Source organism: Mycobacterium sp. NGS29 (assembly GCF_059812965.1).
Map to the genome: position 1 here is coordinate 1 of NZ_JCALDR010000034.1, position 16,769 is coordinate 16,769.

Annotated in this window: 18 protein-coding genes and 2 pseudogenes; 12 read left to right on the top strand and 8 right to left on the bottom strand. The window is 67.1% G+C overall.

The genetic code is table 11. The annotated features are described in order from the left end of the window. From AC5Y5Z_RS24895 to AC5Y5Z_RS24925, 7 genes and pseudogenes are all read left to right on the top strand, one after another. Positions 1–234, top strand: a pseudogene (locus tag AC5Y5Z_RS24895) (hypothetical protein); the annotation flags it as partial. A gap of 73 nt (positions 235–307) precedes the next feature. Next, a complete protein-coding gene (locus AC5Y5Z_RS24900) occupies positions 308–709 on the top strand; it encodes a hypothetical protein (protein WP_499928141.1) in 402 nt (133 codons plus the stop codon). Continuing rightward, positions 706–1,470 (top strand): hypothetical protein, encoded by a 765-nt coding sequence (locus AC5Y5Z_RS24905; protein WP_499928142.1) that lies wholly within the window; start codon positions 706–708, stop codon positions 1,468–1,470. The genes AC5Y5Z_RS24900 and AC5Y5Z_RS24905 overlap by 4 nt, the downstream gene beginning before the upstream one ends. 13 nt (positions 1,471–1,483) lie before the next feature. Further along, complete coding sequence (locus tag AC5Y5Z_RS24910; RefSeq protein WP_499928144.1) at positions 1,484–3,292, top strand: type IV secretory system conjugative DNA transfer family protein; 1,809 nt, start codon at positions 1,484–1,486, stop codon at positions 3,290–3,292. 68 nt (positions 3,293–3,360) lie between these two features. Then, on the top strand, positions 3,361–3,792 hold the full coding sequence (locus AC5Y5Z_RS24915; RefSeq protein WP_499928147.1) for a hypothetical protein: 432 nt from the start codon (positions 3,361–3,363) through the stop codon (positions 3,790–3,792). After that, positions 3,789–4,352, top strand: coding sequence for a recombinase family protein (locus AC5Y5Z_RS24920; protein ID WP_499928149.1), 564 nt, complete (start codon positions 3,789–3,791; stop codon positions 4,350–4,352). The genes AC5Y5Z_RS24915 and AC5Y5Z_RS24920 overlap by 4 nt, the downstream gene beginning before the upstream one ends. A 172-nt stretch (positions 4,353–4,524) precedes the next feature. Then, the gene (locus tag AC5Y5Z_RS24925) at positions 4,525–4,722 is read left to right on the top strand and encodes a helix-hairpin-helix domain-containing protein (RefSeq protein ID WP_499928151.1); all 198 of its coding nucleotides are present in this window, start codon (positions 4,525–4,527) and stop codon (positions 4,720–4,722) included. Positions 4,723–5,131: 409 nt separating this feature from the next. On the opposite strand, the gene AC5Y5Z_RS24930 is transcribed toward AC5Y5Z_RS24925, so the two are convergent. From AC5Y5Z_RS24930 to AC5Y5Z_RS24945, 4 genes are all read right to left on the bottom strand, one after another. After that, positions 5,132–5,674, bottom strand: coding sequence for a hypothetical protein (locus AC5Y5Z_RS24930; protein ID WP_133057354.1), 543 nt, complete (start codon positions 5,672–5,674; stop codon positions 5,132–5,134). Between the two features lie 182 nt (positions 5,675–5,856). Continuing rightward, on the bottom strand, positions 5,857–6,588 hold the full coding sequence (locus AC5Y5Z_RS24935) for an NYN domain-containing protein (protein WP_499928153.1): 732 nt from the start codon (positions 6,586–6,588) through the stop codon (positions 5,857–5,859). A 63-nt stretch (positions 6,589–6,651) separates the two neighbouring features. Beyond that, positions 6,652–6,981 (bottom strand): hypothetical protein, encoded by a 330-nt coding sequence (locus AC5Y5Z_RS24940; RefSeq protein WP_499928155.1) that lies wholly within the window; start codon positions 6,979–6,981, stop codon positions 6,652–6,654. A 695-nt stretch (positions 6,982–7,676) separates the two neighbouring features. Further along, entirely contained in the window at positions 7,677–8,612 is a 936-nt protein-coding gene (locus AC5Y5Z_RS24945) for an EspK C-terminal domain-containing protein (protein ID WP_499928157.1), read from the bottom strand. A gap of 964 nt (positions 8,613–9,576) precedes the next feature. On the opposite strand from AC5Y5Z_RS24945, the gene AC5Y5Z_RS24950 reads away from it, so the two are divergent. Continuing rightward, a complete protein-coding gene (locus tag AC5Y5Z_RS24950; RefSeq protein WP_499928159.1) occupies positions 9,577–9,789 on the top strand; it encodes a hypothetical protein in 213 nt (70 codons plus the stop codon). 187 nt (positions 9,790–9,976) lie between these two features. Here AC5Y5Z_RS24950 and AC5Y5Z_RS24955 read toward each other — a convergent pair whose 3' ends face one another. From AC5Y5Z_RS24955 to AC5Y5Z_RS24965, 3 genes are read right to left on the bottom strand one after another with little or no spacing between them, the layout of a single operon-like run. Beyond that, the gene (locus AC5Y5Z_RS24955) at positions 9,977–10,594 is read right to left on the bottom strand and encodes a hypothetical protein (protein WP_499928161.1); all 618 of its coding nucleotides are present in this window, start codon (positions 10,592–10,594) and stop codon (positions 9,977–9,979) included. Next, the gene (locus tag AC5Y5Z_RS24960; RefSeq protein WP_499928163.1) at positions 10,594–10,932 is read right to left on the bottom strand and encodes a hypothetical protein; all 339 of its coding nucleotides are present in this window, start codon (positions 10,930–10,932) and stop codon (positions 10,594–10,596) included. Before AC5Y5Z_RS24960 ends, AC5Y5Z_RS24955 begins: the two co-directional genes overlap by 1 nt. 53 nt (positions 10,933–10,985) lie before the next feature. After that, complete coding sequence (locus tag AC5Y5Z_RS24965; protein ID WP_499928165.1) at positions 10,986–11,744, bottom strand: hypothetical protein; 759 nt, start codon at positions 11,742–11,744, stop codon at positions 10,986–10,988. A 450-nt stretch (positions 11,745–12,194) separates the two neighbouring features. Between AC5Y5Z_RS24965 and AC5Y5Z_RS24970 the strand changes: the two genes are divergently transcribed. Further along, positions 12,195–12,842 carry a nucleotide-binding protein gene (locus AC5Y5Z_RS24970; protein WP_499928167.1) on the top strand — a complete coding sequence of 216 codons (648 nt, stop codon included), beginning with the start codon at positions 12,195–12,197 and terminating at the stop codon, positions 12,840–12,842. Positions 12,843–12,895: 53 nt separating this feature from the next. Beyond that, positions 12,896–13,252, top strand: a complete 357-nt coding sequence (locus AC5Y5Z_RS24975; protein WP_499928169.1) for a hypothetical protein — start codon at positions 12,896–12,898, stop codon at positions 13,250–13,252. A gap of 1,766 nt (positions 13,253–15,018) precedes the next feature. On the opposite strand, the gene AC5Y5Z_RS24980 is transcribed toward AC5Y5Z_RS24975, so the two are convergent. After that, entirely contained in the window at positions 15,019–15,276 is a 258-nt protein-coding gene (locus AC5Y5Z_RS24980; RefSeq protein ID WP_499928171.1) for a hypothetical protein, read from the bottom strand. 387 nt (positions 15,277–15,663) lie between these two features. Here AC5Y5Z_RS24980 and AC5Y5Z_RS24985 point away from each other — a divergent pair, with 387 nt between their 5' ends. Both AC5Y5Z_RS24985 and AC5Y5Z_RS24990 read left to right on the top strand, forming a co-directional pair. Further along, a complete protein-coding gene (locus AC5Y5Z_RS24985) occupies positions 15,664–16,335 on the top strand; it encodes a hypothetical protein (RefSeq protein ID WP_499928173.1) in 672 nt (223 codons plus the stop codon). Next, positions 16,332–16,769, top strand: a pseudogene (locus tag AC5Y5Z_RS24990) (hypothetical protein); the annotation flags it as partial. The gene AC5Y5Z_RS24985 and the pseudogene AC5Y5Z_RS24990, both read left to right, overlap by 4 nt.

A 16,769-nucleotide genomic window follows, 5' to 3' on the forward strand; every position in this document is an offset into this window, starting at 1 on the left:
GAACGGGACTACGACCTGACCCGGTTGGAGCGCGGCGCAAAGCGCAGTCGTGCGGCTACCCGCACCACTGAGCGGGCCGCGCCCGATCGCCAGCCGCCGCGGCGTCGCGAGGCGAGCGCGCCGGGCCGCGAGGAGCGGATGGCCGCCGCGCTCGAGGAAGCCCAGCGGCGCAACCAAGCGCGCCAACAGCGCCGGGCGCGCGACGCGCGCGAACGCGGAGGACGTGAACGGTGATCCCTTCTCGGTGTCGCGCCGTCCGGTTAGCGTCACGTCACACCTGCGTTGAGGATGAGAGGACGCCCACCACATGGACGAAGAACTGACGTTCACGGTTCCGGTCCCGCGCGACCGGAACGGGCGCGTCCTGCTGTCTGATGCCCAATGGACTGCGCGGCTTGACGAGGCGACGGCGCAGGCCACTCAAGACCGAGGCGGCTACGAGACGTGGACCGGCACCCGAGTCCTGGGCAGTGATGAGCACGGCAACGCCGTGGTCTCCATGCGACGCCGCCGCCCAGAAGAACAGTCCCTACCGGCCGGGCCGGTTGGCCCGCGCTCACCGGCCGACCGATCTGAGACCGAGCGGGCTTCGAAAGAGCAGCAGCGTGACCAACGGGCCGCCGCAGCCCGCGCCGAAGCCGCTCGACGCCAGGAGGAGCGGCAGCAGGTCCGCGAGCAGCAGCGGGGCGGGCAAGGGCGCGACCGATGAGCACCGAGACCGATGACACCATTACCGACACTGACCGGCTGTGGATTGCGCTGGCGGTCGCGGTCCTGGCGGTGGCGGCCTGGGCGAACCGCTCTGCGGTCTTGGCCGCCGTGGTCCCGTACGGGCTGGCTGAGCCGAACCGGACCCCGTTTCACGGTGACCCGTTCAACCCGGAGACGGTCACGGGCTGGCGGCCCGCGCCGGGATGGCATCTCACCACGGCCGGATGGATCGCCGCGGCGGTCCTCGCGGCTGGGGCGGTCGGGGTGGCCGTGTGTGTCATCGCCGCGGCGGCCTGGATGCGCTGGTGGCGCAGGGGTGGAGTCGATGCGGTGCCGATCGTCCCCGCGACGGCCGCGGCCGCGGTCCTGGCCGCGGCGACCTTCGGTGTCGGGCTGGTTCTTGTCTCCCGGCTGTGGCTGGCGGGCCTCGTCGCCGCGGTGGTGGCCGTGGCCGCGTGGCCGGGGCTGGCGGCGGCGGCCCGCCGACAGCGGACCGTGATGGCCTTCGCCGGGCGCGCTGATCAGGTGCTCGGCCACGGACACCCTGCGCCGGGCCGGGTGCGGGCACGGCGGTGGCGGCGCGAGGACGGCGGCCAGTACCCCGCAGAGATTGACGCGACGTGTGGACCGGGCTGGCAGCACGCCCCCGGTGAACTCGCGGAGCTAAGCCGCTATGCCCGCGAGGTTGGATGGCCGGGCTACGAATGGCGCTATGACCCGATGCGCAAACGGGTCACTGGAACCACGGCGACGCCGTGAGGGGGCCGCACTGATGGAACATCAACGGTCCTGGGGACCATCGCATAACCCGGACTTACCGGGCGGCATCCAGCTCGGTAAGACCGGCGGCTACTGGTGGGCCATCGCCGGGGGAGCGGTCGTGACGATTCCGCTGCTGATCCGCACCACCACCGGGCACAGCGCTGACGGACAATCGGCCTGGCTGGTCATCGCCGTGATGGCCGCGGCCGCGCTAACTGTCGGCGCGGGCGAAGCCCGCCGAGGACTGCGGTTCGCCTCCGGGCGGTGGGTGCTGTTCACGGTGGCCACCATCGCGGTCCTCGCCTCAGCCTGGGGCATTCCGGCGGCGGCCTACCTGCTCGGCTTCTACGGATGGCCGCGCTACGCGCAGCACCGCCAACGCAGCAAATCCGCCGCGGCCAGCGCCGGCCGCGGCGCCAAAATTGGAAAGCGCTCCGCTACATCGTCTTTCGGGCGGGATGGTCGCCAAGCGGCGCAGGCCAGCAATCTCCCCTCGCTGGCAGGCGGGTTTTTCGGTTCCACCGATCGCGGCGCAACTGTCACGGCCTCACCGCGCGGCGCTGCCCTGGTGATCGGCCCGCCCGGCTCGGGTAAGACCCAGGGCGTCATCATGCCGTCCGTGGCGTTCGCGCCCGCCGCGTGCGTCAGTACCTCGATGAAGGCCGAAGTTTTGGCGGCCACGATGGCAGCCCGTCAGCAGCGTGGGCGGTGCTGGCTGTTCGATCCCGGTGGCGGGCCGCCACCGGCCGGGGTGATCGCCCTGCGGTGGAATCCGCTGTGCGACGTGACCGACTGGGACGCCGCCCGCTCGGTGGCCGCCCGCCTGACCGGCCCCTCACGGGGCGGTGCTGGCGCATCTCACGACGGAGACCACTGGGTGGACCGGGCCGAGACGTGGCTGTCGGTGCTGTTGTACGCCGCCAAGCTGTCCCAGCCCGGCGGCGATATCGCCGCCCTGGCCCGCTGGTGCATGTCGCCCACCGCGACCGGCCCCGAGGCCGAAGCCGTGCTGATCGTCGCCCAGGAGGACGGCATTGACGGCGCGGACATCGCCGCCACACTGCTGGATTCGATGCTCGCTGTTCCCGACAAGGAACGCGAGTCGATCGCCTCCACCCTGGCCCGAATCATGAACATTTACACGTCCTCGTCGGCGATGCGTGCCGGAGTCGACCCGAATTTCGACGTGCACGCCTTCGTCCGCAGCACCGATACCGTCTACATCACTGCACCCGTGGACCGCCAGCGCGATTACGCGCCGCTCATCGCCGGATTCTTGGAGTCGATCCGCCTGGCCCAGTATCACCGCCGCCAGGCCGTGGACCTCGGCACCGAAACCCAAGACGCGCCAGTTACTTTCGTTCTAGACGAGGCGGCCAACACCGCCCCGGTTCCGCTGCCCAACATCGTCTCGGAGGCGGGCGGCCAAGGCCTGCACCTGGTCGTGGCCTTCCAAGACCTCTCACAAGCACGGGCCCGCTGGGGCCGCGCTGCGGAGGGGTTTCTCACCCTGTTCCCCGAAAAACTGATCTTGTCGGGAATGGCTGACCGCGACACCGCCGAAATGCTGTCCCGGATGTCGGGCGAGTACGACCGCATGACGATCGGCGTCAGTGCCCCCGGTCGAACCCGTAGCCGCCGGGGCGGCACCAGCCGATCCGAACCGGGCTATTCCTACAGCAGTCACCGAACCGCGGTGCTCAGCGTCGCTGACATCACCGGCATTCCGTCAGGCCGCGGCCTGTACTGGTCGCCACGGGGTTGGGAACTACTCACCATCAGCCCGTGGTGGCAGCAGCGCAGTACCTACGGTCTTTAGGCTCCCGCCCGACCCCTGCGGGCTCGGTTGGGTCCGAAATGTCCTACCCCACTAGGAGAATCCGAACCATGCAGGCCCAAGCCCTCGAAACACCCGACGACTATCACGACCTCATCGTGCACCTGCTGCACAGCGGCGGGGCGCTGTGGATTCCGGGAGCCAAGCCGCACGCGCGGAATCAGGCCGTCATGTTCGAGCCCGACGACCTGCCGACCATGCTGCGCCCGCACCCGACGAACCCGAAGCAGTCACCCGTGCTGCGCGGCCAGATCATTGGCCTTACTCGGCGGCCGTACTGGTGTGTGGCGCTCGCCCATCTGGCGCACGCCCGCGGCTGCGAGCGGTGCGAGCCTGTATGGCGGGCCGCCGCCGCGCAGTGGGCCGACGTGCCCAGCGATGGCGCACTCTTTGCGGCTATCGACGTGGGCGAGCCCGACGAGCCGCCGGGGGCGCTGTTGGTACACATCGATGACATACCGGGCGACCGGGGCGACGAGTGAGCGTCCTGGGCTATGCGCGGGTATCTACCGCGCACCAAACCACCGATATGCAGGTGCAGGCGTTGGACGCTGCTGGCGCAGAACGAGTCTGGACAGAAACCATGTCGGGCGGCCGCGACGATCGCCCCGAGCTGGCCGCGCTCCTGGACTACGCGCGCGCCGGTGACGTGCTGATGGTGTGGCGGCTGGACCGGCTCGGCCGATCGCTGCCGCACCTGCTGAGTGTGGTCGAGGACCTGGACGCCCGCGGCGTCGAGCTGCGGTCCCTCACGGAGTCGATCGACACCACGACCGCGGGCGGCCGTCTGGTGTTCCACGTCTTCGCCGCGGTCGCCCAGTTCGAGCGCGCGTTAGCGGCCGAGCGGTCGGCCGCCGGGGTGGCGGCCGCCAGGGCGGCCGGGCGTGTGCCGGGCCGCCCGAAGCTTGCCGCGTCGACCATAGAGGCGGTGCGCACGCTCGATCAGGCAGGCACTCCGCGAGCGAATATCGCTCGTTCTCTTGGTATCTCGCGGTCCAGCGTCTACCGGGTGATTTCGTGCGCGAATTCTGGAGTCGTTTGATCGCGAATTTGGAAGCCGTTGAGGTGGCTGGCGCTGCTTGGCGTGATTACGTATCTCGGAGTCACCTGCCGAGATTTGGCGGAGGTGTAACTGGCTCGCCCAAGACCAGGCCACGACGGCGGACAAGTCATAGGACTGAATCTGTCCGCTACCCCTCCTAAACTCCTCCAGCATGAGCGACACGGAATTTCCGAGCAGAATGGGCGTGGTCGCGCCCCGCGAGTTGGCCCTCAACGGCATCACGACCTATAGGCAGCTCACCACGCTCACGCCGAAAGAGCTGCTAAAGATCCATGGCGTGGGTCCGAAGGCCGTCCGGATCCTTCGCGAGGAACTCGAGGAGCGGGGTCTCAGCTTCGCGGAGGAGTAGGCGATCTGCATGTCCGGGCGTTATCGGCGGCCGTGTTGATGTGCCCCGCACGCCCACTCATCGCCGTGGCTGTGCCAGACCGGTGACTCCAGAATTCACAGTCAGTGACTTCGCAGGGAATGACACCGACTCCCGAATTCGTGATCAAACTACTCCCGAATCCGCAGTCAAAGTCAACCGGGCCTTGGTGCCGTAGTTTTGGCCAGCCTTTTTCCTTCGGCCCTCCCCCGATTTGGGATTCTGCCGCGGGCGGGTGTGCTGTCAAGGCTCGGCCTTCGGCCGACCGCCGCGGCGGCTTCGGCCTTGACAGCACACCCGCGCAAGCGCGGACACTGGCCTATATCGGGGAAGGGCAGCAGGGAGCAGTACCGTGCCGCTCGTCGGCGCGGTGGAGCGGTTCGGGAGTGCGCTACGACGCGTAGGGCAGCGGCACCGCGCCGGGCATCGTTTCAGCGGGCCACCGCCGCGGCCTAAAGATGCCTTCGGGCGGGCCGAGGGTGGACACCACCTCATCCCAGTCGCGAACCTGCGGGTTGTCGCCCACCTGTTTCACCAGGTCGCACGCGATCATCAGAAACCGCACGTGTCGGTTGTTGGTGATCTCCGGTTCGGCGTCCTGATCCCAACTCCAATGCTGGTCCCACTCCTGGCCTGTGGCCTGGCAGATCCCTTCGGCCATCGCCCGAATTGCGCGCGCGACGAGGGGCTCCGCGGCCGCGGGCGGGTATTGGTGCTCGATGACGAGCCGGTCCCAGCCGGTGACCTCGATGTCCTCGCCAACCTCGACGTTATCGGGGTGGTGAGTGCGGCTCATTTCGCAGATCAACCCGCTTGGCGGCGGCTGAGCGGGCGTCCAGCCGCCGTCCGCCATGTAGGCCCGAATCGAGCCGTGACCGGCCTCCTGGCTATATACGAGGTACCAATGCCCGGCTTGCAGCTGCGGTTGTGACACGATATGCCCCCCTCCTAGCTGGGAAAATGTCGTGTTGTGGACGTTAGCCACCACCGCTGACAATCTCCACCACCAGAGGCCATTTCGGCATGAAAAAACCCGCCCCCAGTAGGGACGGGTGGTATGGCGTAATTATGCAACGCTGGTTGCTTCCACGCAATTCCCCTCCCTTGTCGGGGTTGTCACCACGGCGGCGGCTTCTGCACACCGGCCGCCGGGTCGGGCAACTGGCACGCCTGGAAGTCGGCCGCGGTGAGCTGGTACCACCAGTGATTACCGACGCCGTCCGCTGGCGAGCCGCGCAGCTTGCCCGCCGTGTGACTGCGCGAGGGGTTGACCGTCCCGACCGGCACCCGATCGCGTGCGGTCTGCACCGGAAATTTCAGGTCACTGTCATTGCTGACCACCACGGCGGCGTCGATGCGCTGTTCGAGCACGTCGAGCAGCAGATGTGCCGCCACGTTGACGTCTGAGCCCTTCTCCTCGCGTCGAGCCACCGACACCATGAACACCGCGCCGGGATCGTCCTGGCCGCCGCTGTCTTTGACCATCACCGGCCCGCCAGGGTGAGTCAGGATCGGGCGGCCATTACGGTCTGGGGTGGCCAGCGGTCCCACCGACACCCGATGCACGTAGTTGCCCAGTTCGATGCGGTCGGCTGTCTGGGAGCGGCGCAGCGCCCGCAGGTACGCGTCTTGCTCCCGGTTGCCCACCGGGTTGTCCGCACCGGAGATGACGGCCGTGCAGTAGACGACCCGCTCAATGGTTGCGCCGGTCCACGTCGAGTGATTCGACACGAGCCGCGCGGCCAGGGCGCGCACGTCGAGCCAGCGCCAGCCCGCAACGCCTTTCCCGCACAGGCCGCGGCCGCCGTAGTAGAGGTTGAATCCGTCGATGTACACACCCACTCGCATGGTCAGGGACGCTAGCGGGACGGGGTGCACGGACGCACGCACACGCGTGACCAGCGCAAAGCGTCAGCCCGGCTCGAAGTGGGAGCGGAAGCCTTCGAGCCAATCCGCGCGAGCCGGGCCGGTGAGATCAACCGGTGCCCACAGTTCGGCATCGGCGGGGCTGTCCGCGTCACCGCTAGCCACCCGCTCTTGAGCTTCAAGGTAACCAGCCACGTGCATGTCATCAGCCTGCGAGAACACGGCTTGAATCTCGGCCCGGTTCGCCTGAAAGTCGCGGTAGGCCGCGCGGCGCTGCTCGTCGGTGTCGTAATCGTCGCCGTAGCGATCTAGCCACGCTTGCCAGTGCTCGGCCGCGCTCATCTGGCTTCCGCTCCGTGGTCCCTGGTCGCTCATACAAAGCAGGATATCAGTATCTCAGTAGATCAGTAACTACGTTGAGTGGCGTTCCCAGGTGCGGCAGCAACCATCCAGACCCAACCGAGCCCGCAGGGGTCGGGCGGGAGCCGTCGTGTTCCAAATCCCCTGTATCCGGCCCGACGATTCAGGCACACGGTTTTGACACACCCAGCGGCGAGCATTCCTGCACGTCGACTCCGCAGGCCCGTAGGTGTCGCAATACCGACCGATTATTGGACAGTTTCGTTCGACTTTCGCCGGTAGTCGTCCCACTGCTGATCTCCAATCCCAGGCTCAGGGAGCGGGAGGGAATTTCGGTGGGGATCGGCCGCGGTACGTCGCAAGGCTTCTTCGACTACGGCGCGAGCAGCCGGGGACGGCACCCCTGATCGAGCGGTAACGACCCCTCCGACGTCCACCCCAGCGCCGATCATGAGGGCGGTTGCGTAGATTTCCTCGGCGATGGTCAGAATGCTCGGCAAGTAGGCCGATTCGCGATCCGTGAATGTCGCAATCCCGCGAACGGGGAGAGCCGCAAGCCCCAGCGCGGGTGCATCACAGCTCCGCATCGCGGCATTCTTAAGCCCCTCCATAGCGGTGGCCAGCTGGGCGGCGCGGGCGGTGTGGTCGTTTGGATTGGTCATAGCGGAATTCTCTCTACCGGGTCTGACACTTTGGCTGCTCCTTTCGGCTCATGCCATGGCGGCGCTAAGAGGGGCACCGGCCAGGCGCGAGGCATAGAGCAGATCCGCGCAACCGGCGGCCGAGTTGGCTTCTCGGAGGCATTCAACGACTTCGGCTGCCCGTGCCGTGCGAAACGTCCACTCAATCGGTGAGGGATCGGTGGAGCCGCCGATAGCGTGTGCGGCCATCCGGGCCAGGTCGTAGTCCACCCACGCTTCAACGTGTGCTTGCGTGATGTCGGCCCAGTCGGACTCGGTGATTGCTTGCCCCCGCGTGAACGCGTCGATGACGCGTCGACATGCGGGGTTATTCAGGTGGCCCGCTTCGGTGGCTGCGGTCGCGCACTGTGCGGCCACCTTGCGGCGTTTGCGTTCGTGAAACGTGTTGGCCTGTTGCCATTCCCAGGGCATGACTGCCTCGCAGCGGTGCTGTCCGGCACCAGGTGCCGCGGCGGCGGCGGCGACGAGGCGGGGATCGAGGCTCACTGGGCGGGCGCCAACCTGCGAGGCCCAGTCGGCTAGATGCTCGCGAGGTACGGCCGCGGCCAATGCCAGCACACGGGTTCCAGCGGCGGCCGCATCGAGCATCTGCGCGTGCTGTACCAGCAGCTTGATCGGGTCCGCACCGCCGTGTTGTGCGGAGGTCTCCCATAGTTCGCGGCCGACGATCTGATCGGTGACGGCCAGGCGGACGGCGGTGGGGAGACGGACGCCGCGCGGTACGTACGACGGCCCTTCGCTGCTGGCTAGCCATGCAGTGAATTGGCCTGTGCGGTCGGCAATTACGGAAACAGCCCAGGAGAATTCTGTGCCGCCGTACCCGACGTGCCAGGTTTGCGCGATGAGCGTTTCCAGGATTGACCGGGCCGCCTCTGCGGCCTGACCGGTCAGCGTCTCGCCGGTCGGCGCTGGTGATCCGCCGCCGAGTGCGCGCATCTGCGTCATGGGCAGTGGTTCTGGCACAGATCCGGCGGCTGCTACCGGCGACGGCGTAACTGGTAGGCCGGGCATCCCACTGGGCGGCGGGCTTGCGGATCCCCCGGTGGCCGTGGGTGTCGCCGTAGAGGGCATCGCTACTAGAGGTGCCGCAGTGGGCGGGGTAATCGGGGAAGTCATGGTGTTCGGAGCGACCGCGGTAGGTTGGGCGGCTACTTGTCCACTGGTATTGGTTGCTGCGCCTAGGGCGGACGATGTGGCGGCGATCGCGCCGGTACCCGTACGCGCGGCAGTCTCTGCAATCGTGATGCCCGCGCTCGCCGCGCTGATGGCGCGGCTGATCCCCGTGCCAGGGCGGCTGGTGGTCGTTGGCTGCTGCCCTGGCGGCCCGGTAATCCCGGAAGGTGATCCGGCGGCCGAAGATGATCCCGCGCCCGAGGCCGGTGGGCCTGTCGATGTGGGGGGCTTGATCATGGACGCGAGAACAGATGAGGGGCTGCCCCCGGTCGTTGAATTGGTGCCCGAGCTTGGCGCGGACGCTGCGAAAGGCGGCGCGCTGTTCGGCGAGCCGCCGGTCTTGTCGGGGGTTCCGCTGGTTGTTTCCGGTCCGGGTGCCCGCGCGTCCCGGCTATTACGGGGTAGGTGGCCACGGTCTGTGGTGCTCTCGGGGAGTCCCGCCCGATCGGAGCCGTTGAGGGATCGGTGGTAATCCACGCCGTGAGCGCCGGGTGGTCGAGACTGACCGGTGCCCCCCGATGACATCGGGGGGGCAGGCAGGGTAGGGGCGGAGTTTCCGTGACTCTTCGGTTGGGTGGCAACCACTTTCGCGGCTAAGGCTGTGATGGCAGAAGAACCTTCGGCGGCCGCACTGACTACTTCGCTTTGAGCGAGGGTGATGGCGGCCGTTGTGCGGCCGTCGAGTTCGCCCTTGAGCGCCGCGGCTAGGGCGGCCTGGCCGGCCGTTTGGGAGGCCATGATCTTCGGGTTCAGTTCGTTCTCGGCGGCGGTGATAGTGGTTTGGGCGTTGTCCACGCTTTCGGCCATACACAGCTTTGTTGCCCAGATGCGCCGCGCGACAGCATCGGCGGTCTCACTGGTGGCCGCGTACGTTTTGTACCGCGCTGCCAAGGTAGTGCTACTGATCGTCACCAAGCGGGTTGCGGCGTCGATGAACGGGCCATCCTGATCGGTTGCGACCTGTCGCAGAATCGCATGCTGCTGGTCGTCTTCGCTAAACAGCCGCAGGGCTTCAGCTTTGAGTGAGGCAGCGAAAGCGCCCCAGGCACTTTCAGATTGCATCGGCCATAGGGCTCGCAGGATGACATCAGCGTGGGCCGAGGTGGGCTTTGGGACGTCACCCCCACAGACAGTGCTCACGGTGGGGCCAGTCTCGTGCAGAGCGCGGCCATGGCCCCGTCAGCGGCTTTGCCGACCTCGTACACGTCGCCCACGTTGGGATCGTAGGTTCGGTAGGCCGTTGCCATGGACGAGAGCGCCCCATTCAAAGCGGTGGCGCTATCAGCGAGAATGCGGGACGTGCCAGGGGAGATTCCCCGTTTCATCGCGTCGGCGGCCTGACCGTAGAGGGCGGCCGCTTCTTGGACGGCGGCTGCCATGTCGGGGGCGGTCCTTACAGCGGGATCAAGCACCGTTTTGTTCGCGGGGATGACTTGCAGTGTGCGGGTTGCGGATTCCAGTAGCTTGCCCGCGCTGCTGTATGCCTGGCACGTTGACCGATCGGCCGCCGCGGCTGGCAACGGTGCCGGGGTTGTTGTTTGCGCGGTGACAGAAACCGTGGAGGTTACCGGCGGCGGCGCGGCATTGCCGCTGTTGACCCGTGCGGTGATCAATCCCGCGAGCGTTGCCCCTAACGCTGCGCTGACGACGGCTGCTGTCCCCACTGCCCACCAGGTGCCGCGGCGACTCGGCGGCGGCTCGACGGTGCGGGGGTCGGGTCCCGTGAGATAGGGCGGGGTGATGCGATCCGGCATCAGGCCGACCAGACTTTGCCTTCGGGCAAAGGGAGGCCCTGAGCTGCGCGCATGATGTTGGCCGCGTTGTCCTGGTCTTGATGAACCAGGACCGGCAGCCCGTGTGCGAGTGCGGCGGTCTGCTTGGACACTGCGGCTACGTCCGCGGTGTCCTGCTCTATCAGGGCACTCTGGATAGTCGCGGCGGCGGCGACTGCTGCAACATCGACCGGTGATCCGGCAGCGTCGGGCGGCGGTGACGTGACGGTCCGGGGGGCCCTGGCCGCCGCGGTAGCGGCGGACTGGGTGGTCGCGGCGGCCAGCGCCTCAGGGTGAATCTGGGTCCGTTCGATGTCCAATCGGATCGACCTCTCTTTTCGGGTAAACAAGTTCGAAGCGGAGCCTGGCGAACCTACGGGCCGGGTGGAGGGAGCCGCCAGGCGTTGGGTAAGTGTTCGATGATCGTGATCTGGTTGCCTCCGGTGACGCATCCATCGTTTCGGTCTAGCTCGGCAAGAAGGCGCTCGACTGAGTAGTACAGCCGAAAGGTCGAATCGTCTGCAGGGGACCACGTTTCGAGAATTCGGGCGCGGTACCAACCCCGCCAGTCCGCGGACTCGCCACCCGCGGCGAGTCCGGCACGCTGGGATGCCTCAATAGCGTCGTGCTCGCGGGCTTCCAGAATTTCGTCGATATTCGATGTGTCGATGACTGGACGCTCGGTCAAGCCGCCAGGTGTGACGCCGCGGCGGCCAATGTCACTCAACCACCGCTTGGTGCGGTAGCGCGTATTCGTAAGGTCATGCATCGCGGCGGCCCAGCTCGCCAATGCGCGCCTCCAGTCGCCACCCGCGGCGTATGGTTCCCAGTCCGCCGCGGGTGTCATCACGACCTCGTGTAGGGCGAGGTTTTCGGCCTCGCGGCACGCCCGCTCGGCCGGGCTATCGGTGTCAAGCTCCTGTGTAGTCGTCGCGGTCGCGCTGAGGCGGTCGCGCCAGCCCAATTCCAGGACGCCGAACCGCGCCTCGTTCAGTACCCGGCCCAACCGAGCGCCAAAGACGCTGTAATGCCTCCAAGCGGCATCTAGCTGAATTTGGTGCGCCTGCAATTGGCCGACAAGAGCTTGGTATTGCTCCCAGTTCCGGGCGAACGGGTAAGGATCACCGGCCATCAGCACACGCTCTCGGCGCTGGCGCTGGTGCCCGCAAATTCTGGTCGGGTGGTACCGGTATGCCGAGCGGGGGCACCGCATGGTCGGTGGGAATCTCAAACGTGTAGTGCCCCCCGCAGTCACCTGGTGCCGGGGGCACGGGATCGGCCACGGCCGGGGCTGCCGCCGCGACCATGACGACGACCACCGCAGCACCTATCAGCGCCCGCGCGTACTCCGTAGCAGCGATTTCAGTCATGCGATAACTCTCCCATCGACTTGGGACACGGTAAGGAAAGCGTCTAGCTGCCGCACCTCAAATCCGTCCGTGGCGCAGTGGCTATATCAGTATATCAGTAAATCCTGATCTACTGATATATGCGAAGGGCTTGACGACATGATGTACTGAGCTACTGACATGCGCAGGTCCGTAGCTACTGAAATAGGAAATTGGACTCAATGGCACCAGTTATGACCATCGTGGTGGCCAACCTCAAAGGCGGCACCGGCAAAACCACGACAGCGGCGTTTGTTGCTCACGCTCTGGCCGAGGCCGGTCTATCCGTCATCGCAGTTGATGCCGATGGCGAGAATCAATCGCTGATGGCTTGGTCTGATGCTGGGGATTGGGATATCAGCGTGATCGGGCAGCCGAGCGACAAGCTGCACCAGAAGTTGCCCGGCATCGTCGGGGATCGCTACGAGTGCGTAGTCATCGACACCCCACCGATGATGCCGCGACGCGCGGATGGGTCGCCAACCGGCGCAAGTGTCGTCGCGTCGGCAATCCGGCTCGCGACCCATGTACTGGTGCCCATGGCACCGACCGGGATGGAGTATGCCCGGCTGCCCGCAATCCGCGAGTTGGTAGACGAGGCGGCCCCCCTGGCGGCAGGTGACCCGGCGCAGTTGGCCGTGGTCCTTACGCGCACGGTGCCCAACGCGGCCAGCACCGAGGTGTACCGGCAGCTCCTCATCGATGACGGTGTGCGCGTCTTAGGCCCCACTGTGGGCCGTTTGGAACGCTTTGCCCAGGCGTTCGGGCTGCCGATCACCAACGCGGCCGCTACCGCCTACGGCGACATTGCGGCCGAGCTGTTGAACGCCATTCCTGAGTAGATACTGATCTACTGACATACGTACATGTGTTCTGACTAGGGAGAATGGCTCATATGAGCAGCGCCGCAGACAAGATCAAAGCCAACGCCGAACGATTGCGCGTAAAAAGGCCGGCCAACCAGGCTGTAGAGGACTTGCCAGTCAGCCAGGCTGCTGAAAATGAGGCCGCAGGTGCGGCCGTCGCTCCGCTCTCGTCCGCTCCGGTCATCCGGCAGAAGAACGTGAGGCGCACTGTCGACCTATCACCGACTGCTCACCGTGCCCTCGATGCATGGCAAAGCGGGGCTGCCGATCGGCTGGGGCTGGCGCGAGTTACCGGGCAAGAAGTCCTTGCGGTGCTCGTTGACAGGCTTCTGAACGATGACAAGTTGGCCGAGCAGGTCACCCAAGCTATTGCAGCCAACCGGTAAACAACCTAGCTAGGGGAGGGTTCTCTAGGTTAAGACAACTCCGGGGCCGCACGGCGTGTCGGCCAATCAGATTGCCCTACTCGCGGCAGTGTGATGCACATGGCGCAGCCACATAAAGGCGATCGACTGCTGTTGCAGACGCCCCAATTACCGCCCCCGGTGTGTGAGGCGGTGCAGGCGCGCGCTGCGGCTGCGGGCCTGCCGGTCTCGCAGTACCTGGCCGACGTGCTTGCTCTGCACGTAGGCCGTCCAGACCTCGTTCGTGACCTCGGTAAGCACGAAGGCTTAGACATCGCCACGGACCTTTCCCCGTCGTCTCGGTCTCGGCCACTCCCGAGTACATGCCTTTTGCAGACACGCCTACTTAGGCCGGTCTGGGAGGCGGTACGTTCCTGCGCTGCGGCGGCCGGGTTGTCGGCCGCGCAGTACTTCGCCGATGTGCTGGCCCTGCACGTCGGGCGTCCAGACCTTGCGCGAAACGTTGGTAAGGGGGTTTTGCGGCTGGCGATGTGAACCGCGTGGCCCGGATTCGTCCGGGCTGATGGCTTAAAAAATTCCATAGCGGTGTGGATCTAGCCCCCCTGATACGACGAAGGCCCCGCCTAAGCGGGGCCCTTTTCGGAGGGTTTGAACCGAGTTCGCAGCTCGGTTCCGGGTCCTCACCCATTGCCCCCCGAAAGGGACGTGTCTTGACCGACTCGTCTCACGGTAGCGCACGCTTTAAGCCCGCTCCAGATGCGGCGCGCGGCGGCTGCGCAAATCGTGACATTCTTACCGGCTTATCGCCGCGCCATCGCGCGTTGCCGGTGCGCCCGTGGGTCGAACGAGCGGGTGCGTGCGGCTCAGGAGTACCGATGTGGTCCAGCCGGGACGGCTGGTTGGCCGGGCTGCATCAGTGGGCGAAGTCGTCAGCGTTGGAGTCGTTATGTGCGGCTGAGCGGGTGTCGATCGCCGGTTCCAGATTGTGCGCTATCGCCGCCGTAATGGCTGATGCTGCGGACCACCGCACCGGCCGAAATGTTGCGATTACGCGCGCCCGAATCGCGGCCGTGGCCGGTTGTGAACCGCGTACCGTCACGACCGCTTGGCGAGTGCTGAGGGTCGCGGGGTGGGCCGTTGAGGCGGCGCGGGGACACGGCTCGCCAGGTACACCGGCCGAAGGTCGGAGGCCGAGCATCTACCATCTGGTGCCGCGCCGGGAGGCCGCGCCTTCGGCGGCAGATTTCCACCTACCGCCGAAGGCGGCTGTGGTTTCTTCTAGTCCCGTTTCGACTCACTCACCAAGCACGCGCGAGCGTGCCGAGGAAATTTCGACAACACCAAAACGCCGGCCAAACCGGGCGCCCCGGCCGCTGGCCATTCAACGGTTAGCCGCGGCGCTAGTGGCTCGCACACACGGCACCGGACGAGGCCACATCGGTAGCGTTTGCGATGCCTTGACAGCCGCTGGTATTGACCCAGCGGTCTGGTCGGCGCGTGCGATTACCGACGCCCTGAATGCCGACATGAAGGCTCACGGATGGTCCTGGCCGGACCGCATTACGCGCCCTGGCGCGTTCCTGGCGTACCGCTTGCGGCGGTTGCAACTGCGGTCCGATGGGCCGCAGAACGGCGGCGGCGTAGCCGCCGCGAGCACGGACAAGAACCAGCAAAAAGCGGGTGTTGATTCAGTTCCGTTTACGGCTGAGCAGGCGGCGCGGATTGCGGCTGCTCGCGCTGAAATCCGCGCCATATTGGCCCGGAAAAGTGGCGCGGTTGGTGCGCCATCACGGCGCACGTTTGGCGCGCCGTTGGCGCGTTCGCGGTGCAATAAACCCCAGGGTTTTCAGCTGGGCAGCGGTGAAGAATCCGCGGGCGCGGATGGTCCGGTATTCGGTGGCGTAGGCCCGGAGTTCGTTGTCGGCTTCGGCGCGCAGCTGCGCTGCGCGGTCGCGGTGGTTGGTGAGTCGGGCGAGGGCGGCGGTGGCCTCCGTGCGTAGCTCTGAAAGTGCCGCTTCGATGCGTTCCTGGTCCGGCTTGGTCATGGCTGCCGATGGTAGCCGCCGGTCCCGGTCGGGTGGCCGGGCCGCGCACTGCGTGCGCGCCGGATGCACACCTGGCGGTGTGCGGGAGCGGCGCAGCGCTCCCAGGCGGAACGGCCCGCGGGCGGCCCTGCCGGGGGTGTCTCGCACTCGCTGGCGCTCGTGCATTCGCCTACCCCCGGCTGTGCCGCTTTGTGCGGGCCGTTCCTTCCACTGCGTGAGAGGGGACGGACTTTGCCTGTCAACAACTTCAGGGGCCGTCCCCTCTCACTACGTAGCAAGGTATGCGAAACCTATATCGGCTGCGCCTCATAGCTTTCGCCCTTGCCCGCTTCGCGGGGGCGGCACAAATGCCGCTGCACGACGGAGGTCGTGTGTACGCTGATCAGCGTGGAAGCGGTCGCGGATTCGCCGCCCTTGACGGGGCGGACGACCGCGCTGGTGTGGGGGCCGGTGGCCGCCCACTGGCGCGGGGGAGAAGGCGGCACCGCTGGCGCGGTGCTCGCTGCGGCGTTGGCGGCGCTGGATGCGCCGGGTTTCCGGCAGCCGATTCCGTCGCCGTCACCGGCCGAGGTCGCCGCGCTGGCGCGCGCCGGTACGGCGCTGAATGAGGCGGTACGTCAGCGGTACATGCGGGGTTCGGCGGCGGGATCGATCACCGGGGCGGCGGCGAAGGTGGCGGCGGCCGCTGAGCGGCTTGGACGCGACCAGCCGCGCGGGGCCAAGGAGCCGGCGTTGTGTGTGGGCAAGCGGGATCGGCTGGTGTTCTTGAGGCTGGACCCGCGGTTGCAGGCCGCGATGCGGGACGCGGCGCGGTTGAACGGCATGGGCTTCGGGGCGTGGGTGCGGGACAGTGTGGCGGCCGCCGTTGACGAGCACCAGGCGCGGCGACCGACCGAGGAAACCGGCGAGGCACGCACCGTTGCCGGCCGAATTGCTGGGCTGCTCGTGCAGGCGGGTGACGTGGCCGCCGACCGCGGCGAGGCGGCCGCGGTGGCCGCTGCTGATGACGCCCTGGCCGCCGCGGCGACGCGGCTGAGTCGGTGGGGGTCTCGGCGGTGATCATCAAGCGCACCCGTGGGGTGCATGCGGGTAAGGCTCTGGCGTATGACTACGGGCCGGGTCGGGCGATGGAGCACCACAGTCCGCGCCGTGTCGCGGGCACGGTGGCGGGCCGGGACTGGCGCGCGCGTGCCCGAACTATGCAGGCCAAGATTCGCGATGACGGCGACAACGTGTCAGGCAAGCGCGGCCGGGTGATCCGGCTGGCGGTCGCCGCCGCGCCCGAGGATCGGGTGTTGTCGGATCGCGATTGGTCGACGATCGCGCGGCGGGTAGTGGGGGAGTTCACCGGCAACGCCGAAGGCTACGCCTGGGAGGCGGTACGCCACGATCCGCGCCACATTCACATCACGTTGTTGCAGCGCGGCCATGACGGCCGCCTGCTGTCGGAGAGCCACGACTACCGCCGCTTTGGGCGCATCAGCGACGGCATC

Coding starts and splice junctions, on each gene's coding strand:
- AC5Y5Z_RS24975 (WP_499928169.1), top strand. CDS start 12,896: ATGAGCAGCGCCGCAGACAAGATCAAAGCCAACGCCGAACGATTGCGC.
- AC5Y5Z_RS24945 (WP_499928157.1), bottom strand. CDS start 8,612: ATGACGCAGATGCGCGCACTCGGCGGCGGATCACCAGCGCCGACCGGC.
- AC5Y5Z_RS24940 (WP_499928155.1), bottom strand. CDS start 6,981: ATGAGCGACCAGGGACCACGGAGCGGAAGCCAGATGAGCGCGGCCGAG.
- AC5Y5Z_RS24965 (WP_499928165.1), bottom strand. CDS start 11,744: ATGGCCGGTGATCCTTACCCGTTCGCCCGGAACTGGGAGCAATACCAA.
- AC5Y5Z_RS24935 (WP_499928153.1), bottom strand. CDS start 6,588: ATGCGAGTGGGTGTGTACATCGACGGATTCAACCTCTACTACGGCGGC.
- AC5Y5Z_RS24910 (WP_499928144.1), top strand. CDS start 1,484: ATGGAACATCAACGGTCCTGGGGACCATCGCATAACCCGGACTTACCG.
- AC5Y5Z_RS24925 (WP_499928151.1), top strand. CDS start 4,525: ATGAGCGACACGGAATTTCCGAGCAGAATGGGCGTGGTCGCGCCCCGC.
- AC5Y5Z_RS24900 (WP_499928141.1), top strand. CDS start 308: ATGGACGAAGAACTGACGTTCACGGTTCCGGTCCCGCGCGACCGGAAC.
- AC5Y5Z_RS24980 (WP_499928171.1), bottom strand. CDS start 15,276: ATGACCAAGCCGGACCAGGAACGCATCGAAGCGGCACTTTCAGAGCTA.
- AC5Y5Z_RS24950 (WP_499928159.1), top strand. CDS start 9,577: ATGATCTTCGGGTTCAGTTCGTTCTCGGCGGCGGTGATAGTGGTTTGG.
- AC5Y5Z_RS24970 (WP_499928167.1), top strand. CDS start 12,195: ATGACCATCGTGGTGGCCAACCTCAAAGGCGGCACCGGCAAAACCACG.
- AC5Y5Z_RS24915 (WP_499928147.1), top strand. CDS start 3,361: ATGCAGGCCCAAGCCCTCGAAACACCCGACGACTATCACGACCTCATC.
- AC5Y5Z_RS24905 (WP_499928142.1), top strand. CDS start 706: ATGAGCACCGAGACCGATGACACCATTACCGACACTGACCGGCTGTGG.
- AC5Y5Z_RS24955 (WP_499928161.1), bottom strand. CDS start 10,594: ATGCCGGATCGCATCACCCCGCCCTATCTCACGGGACCCGACCCCCGC.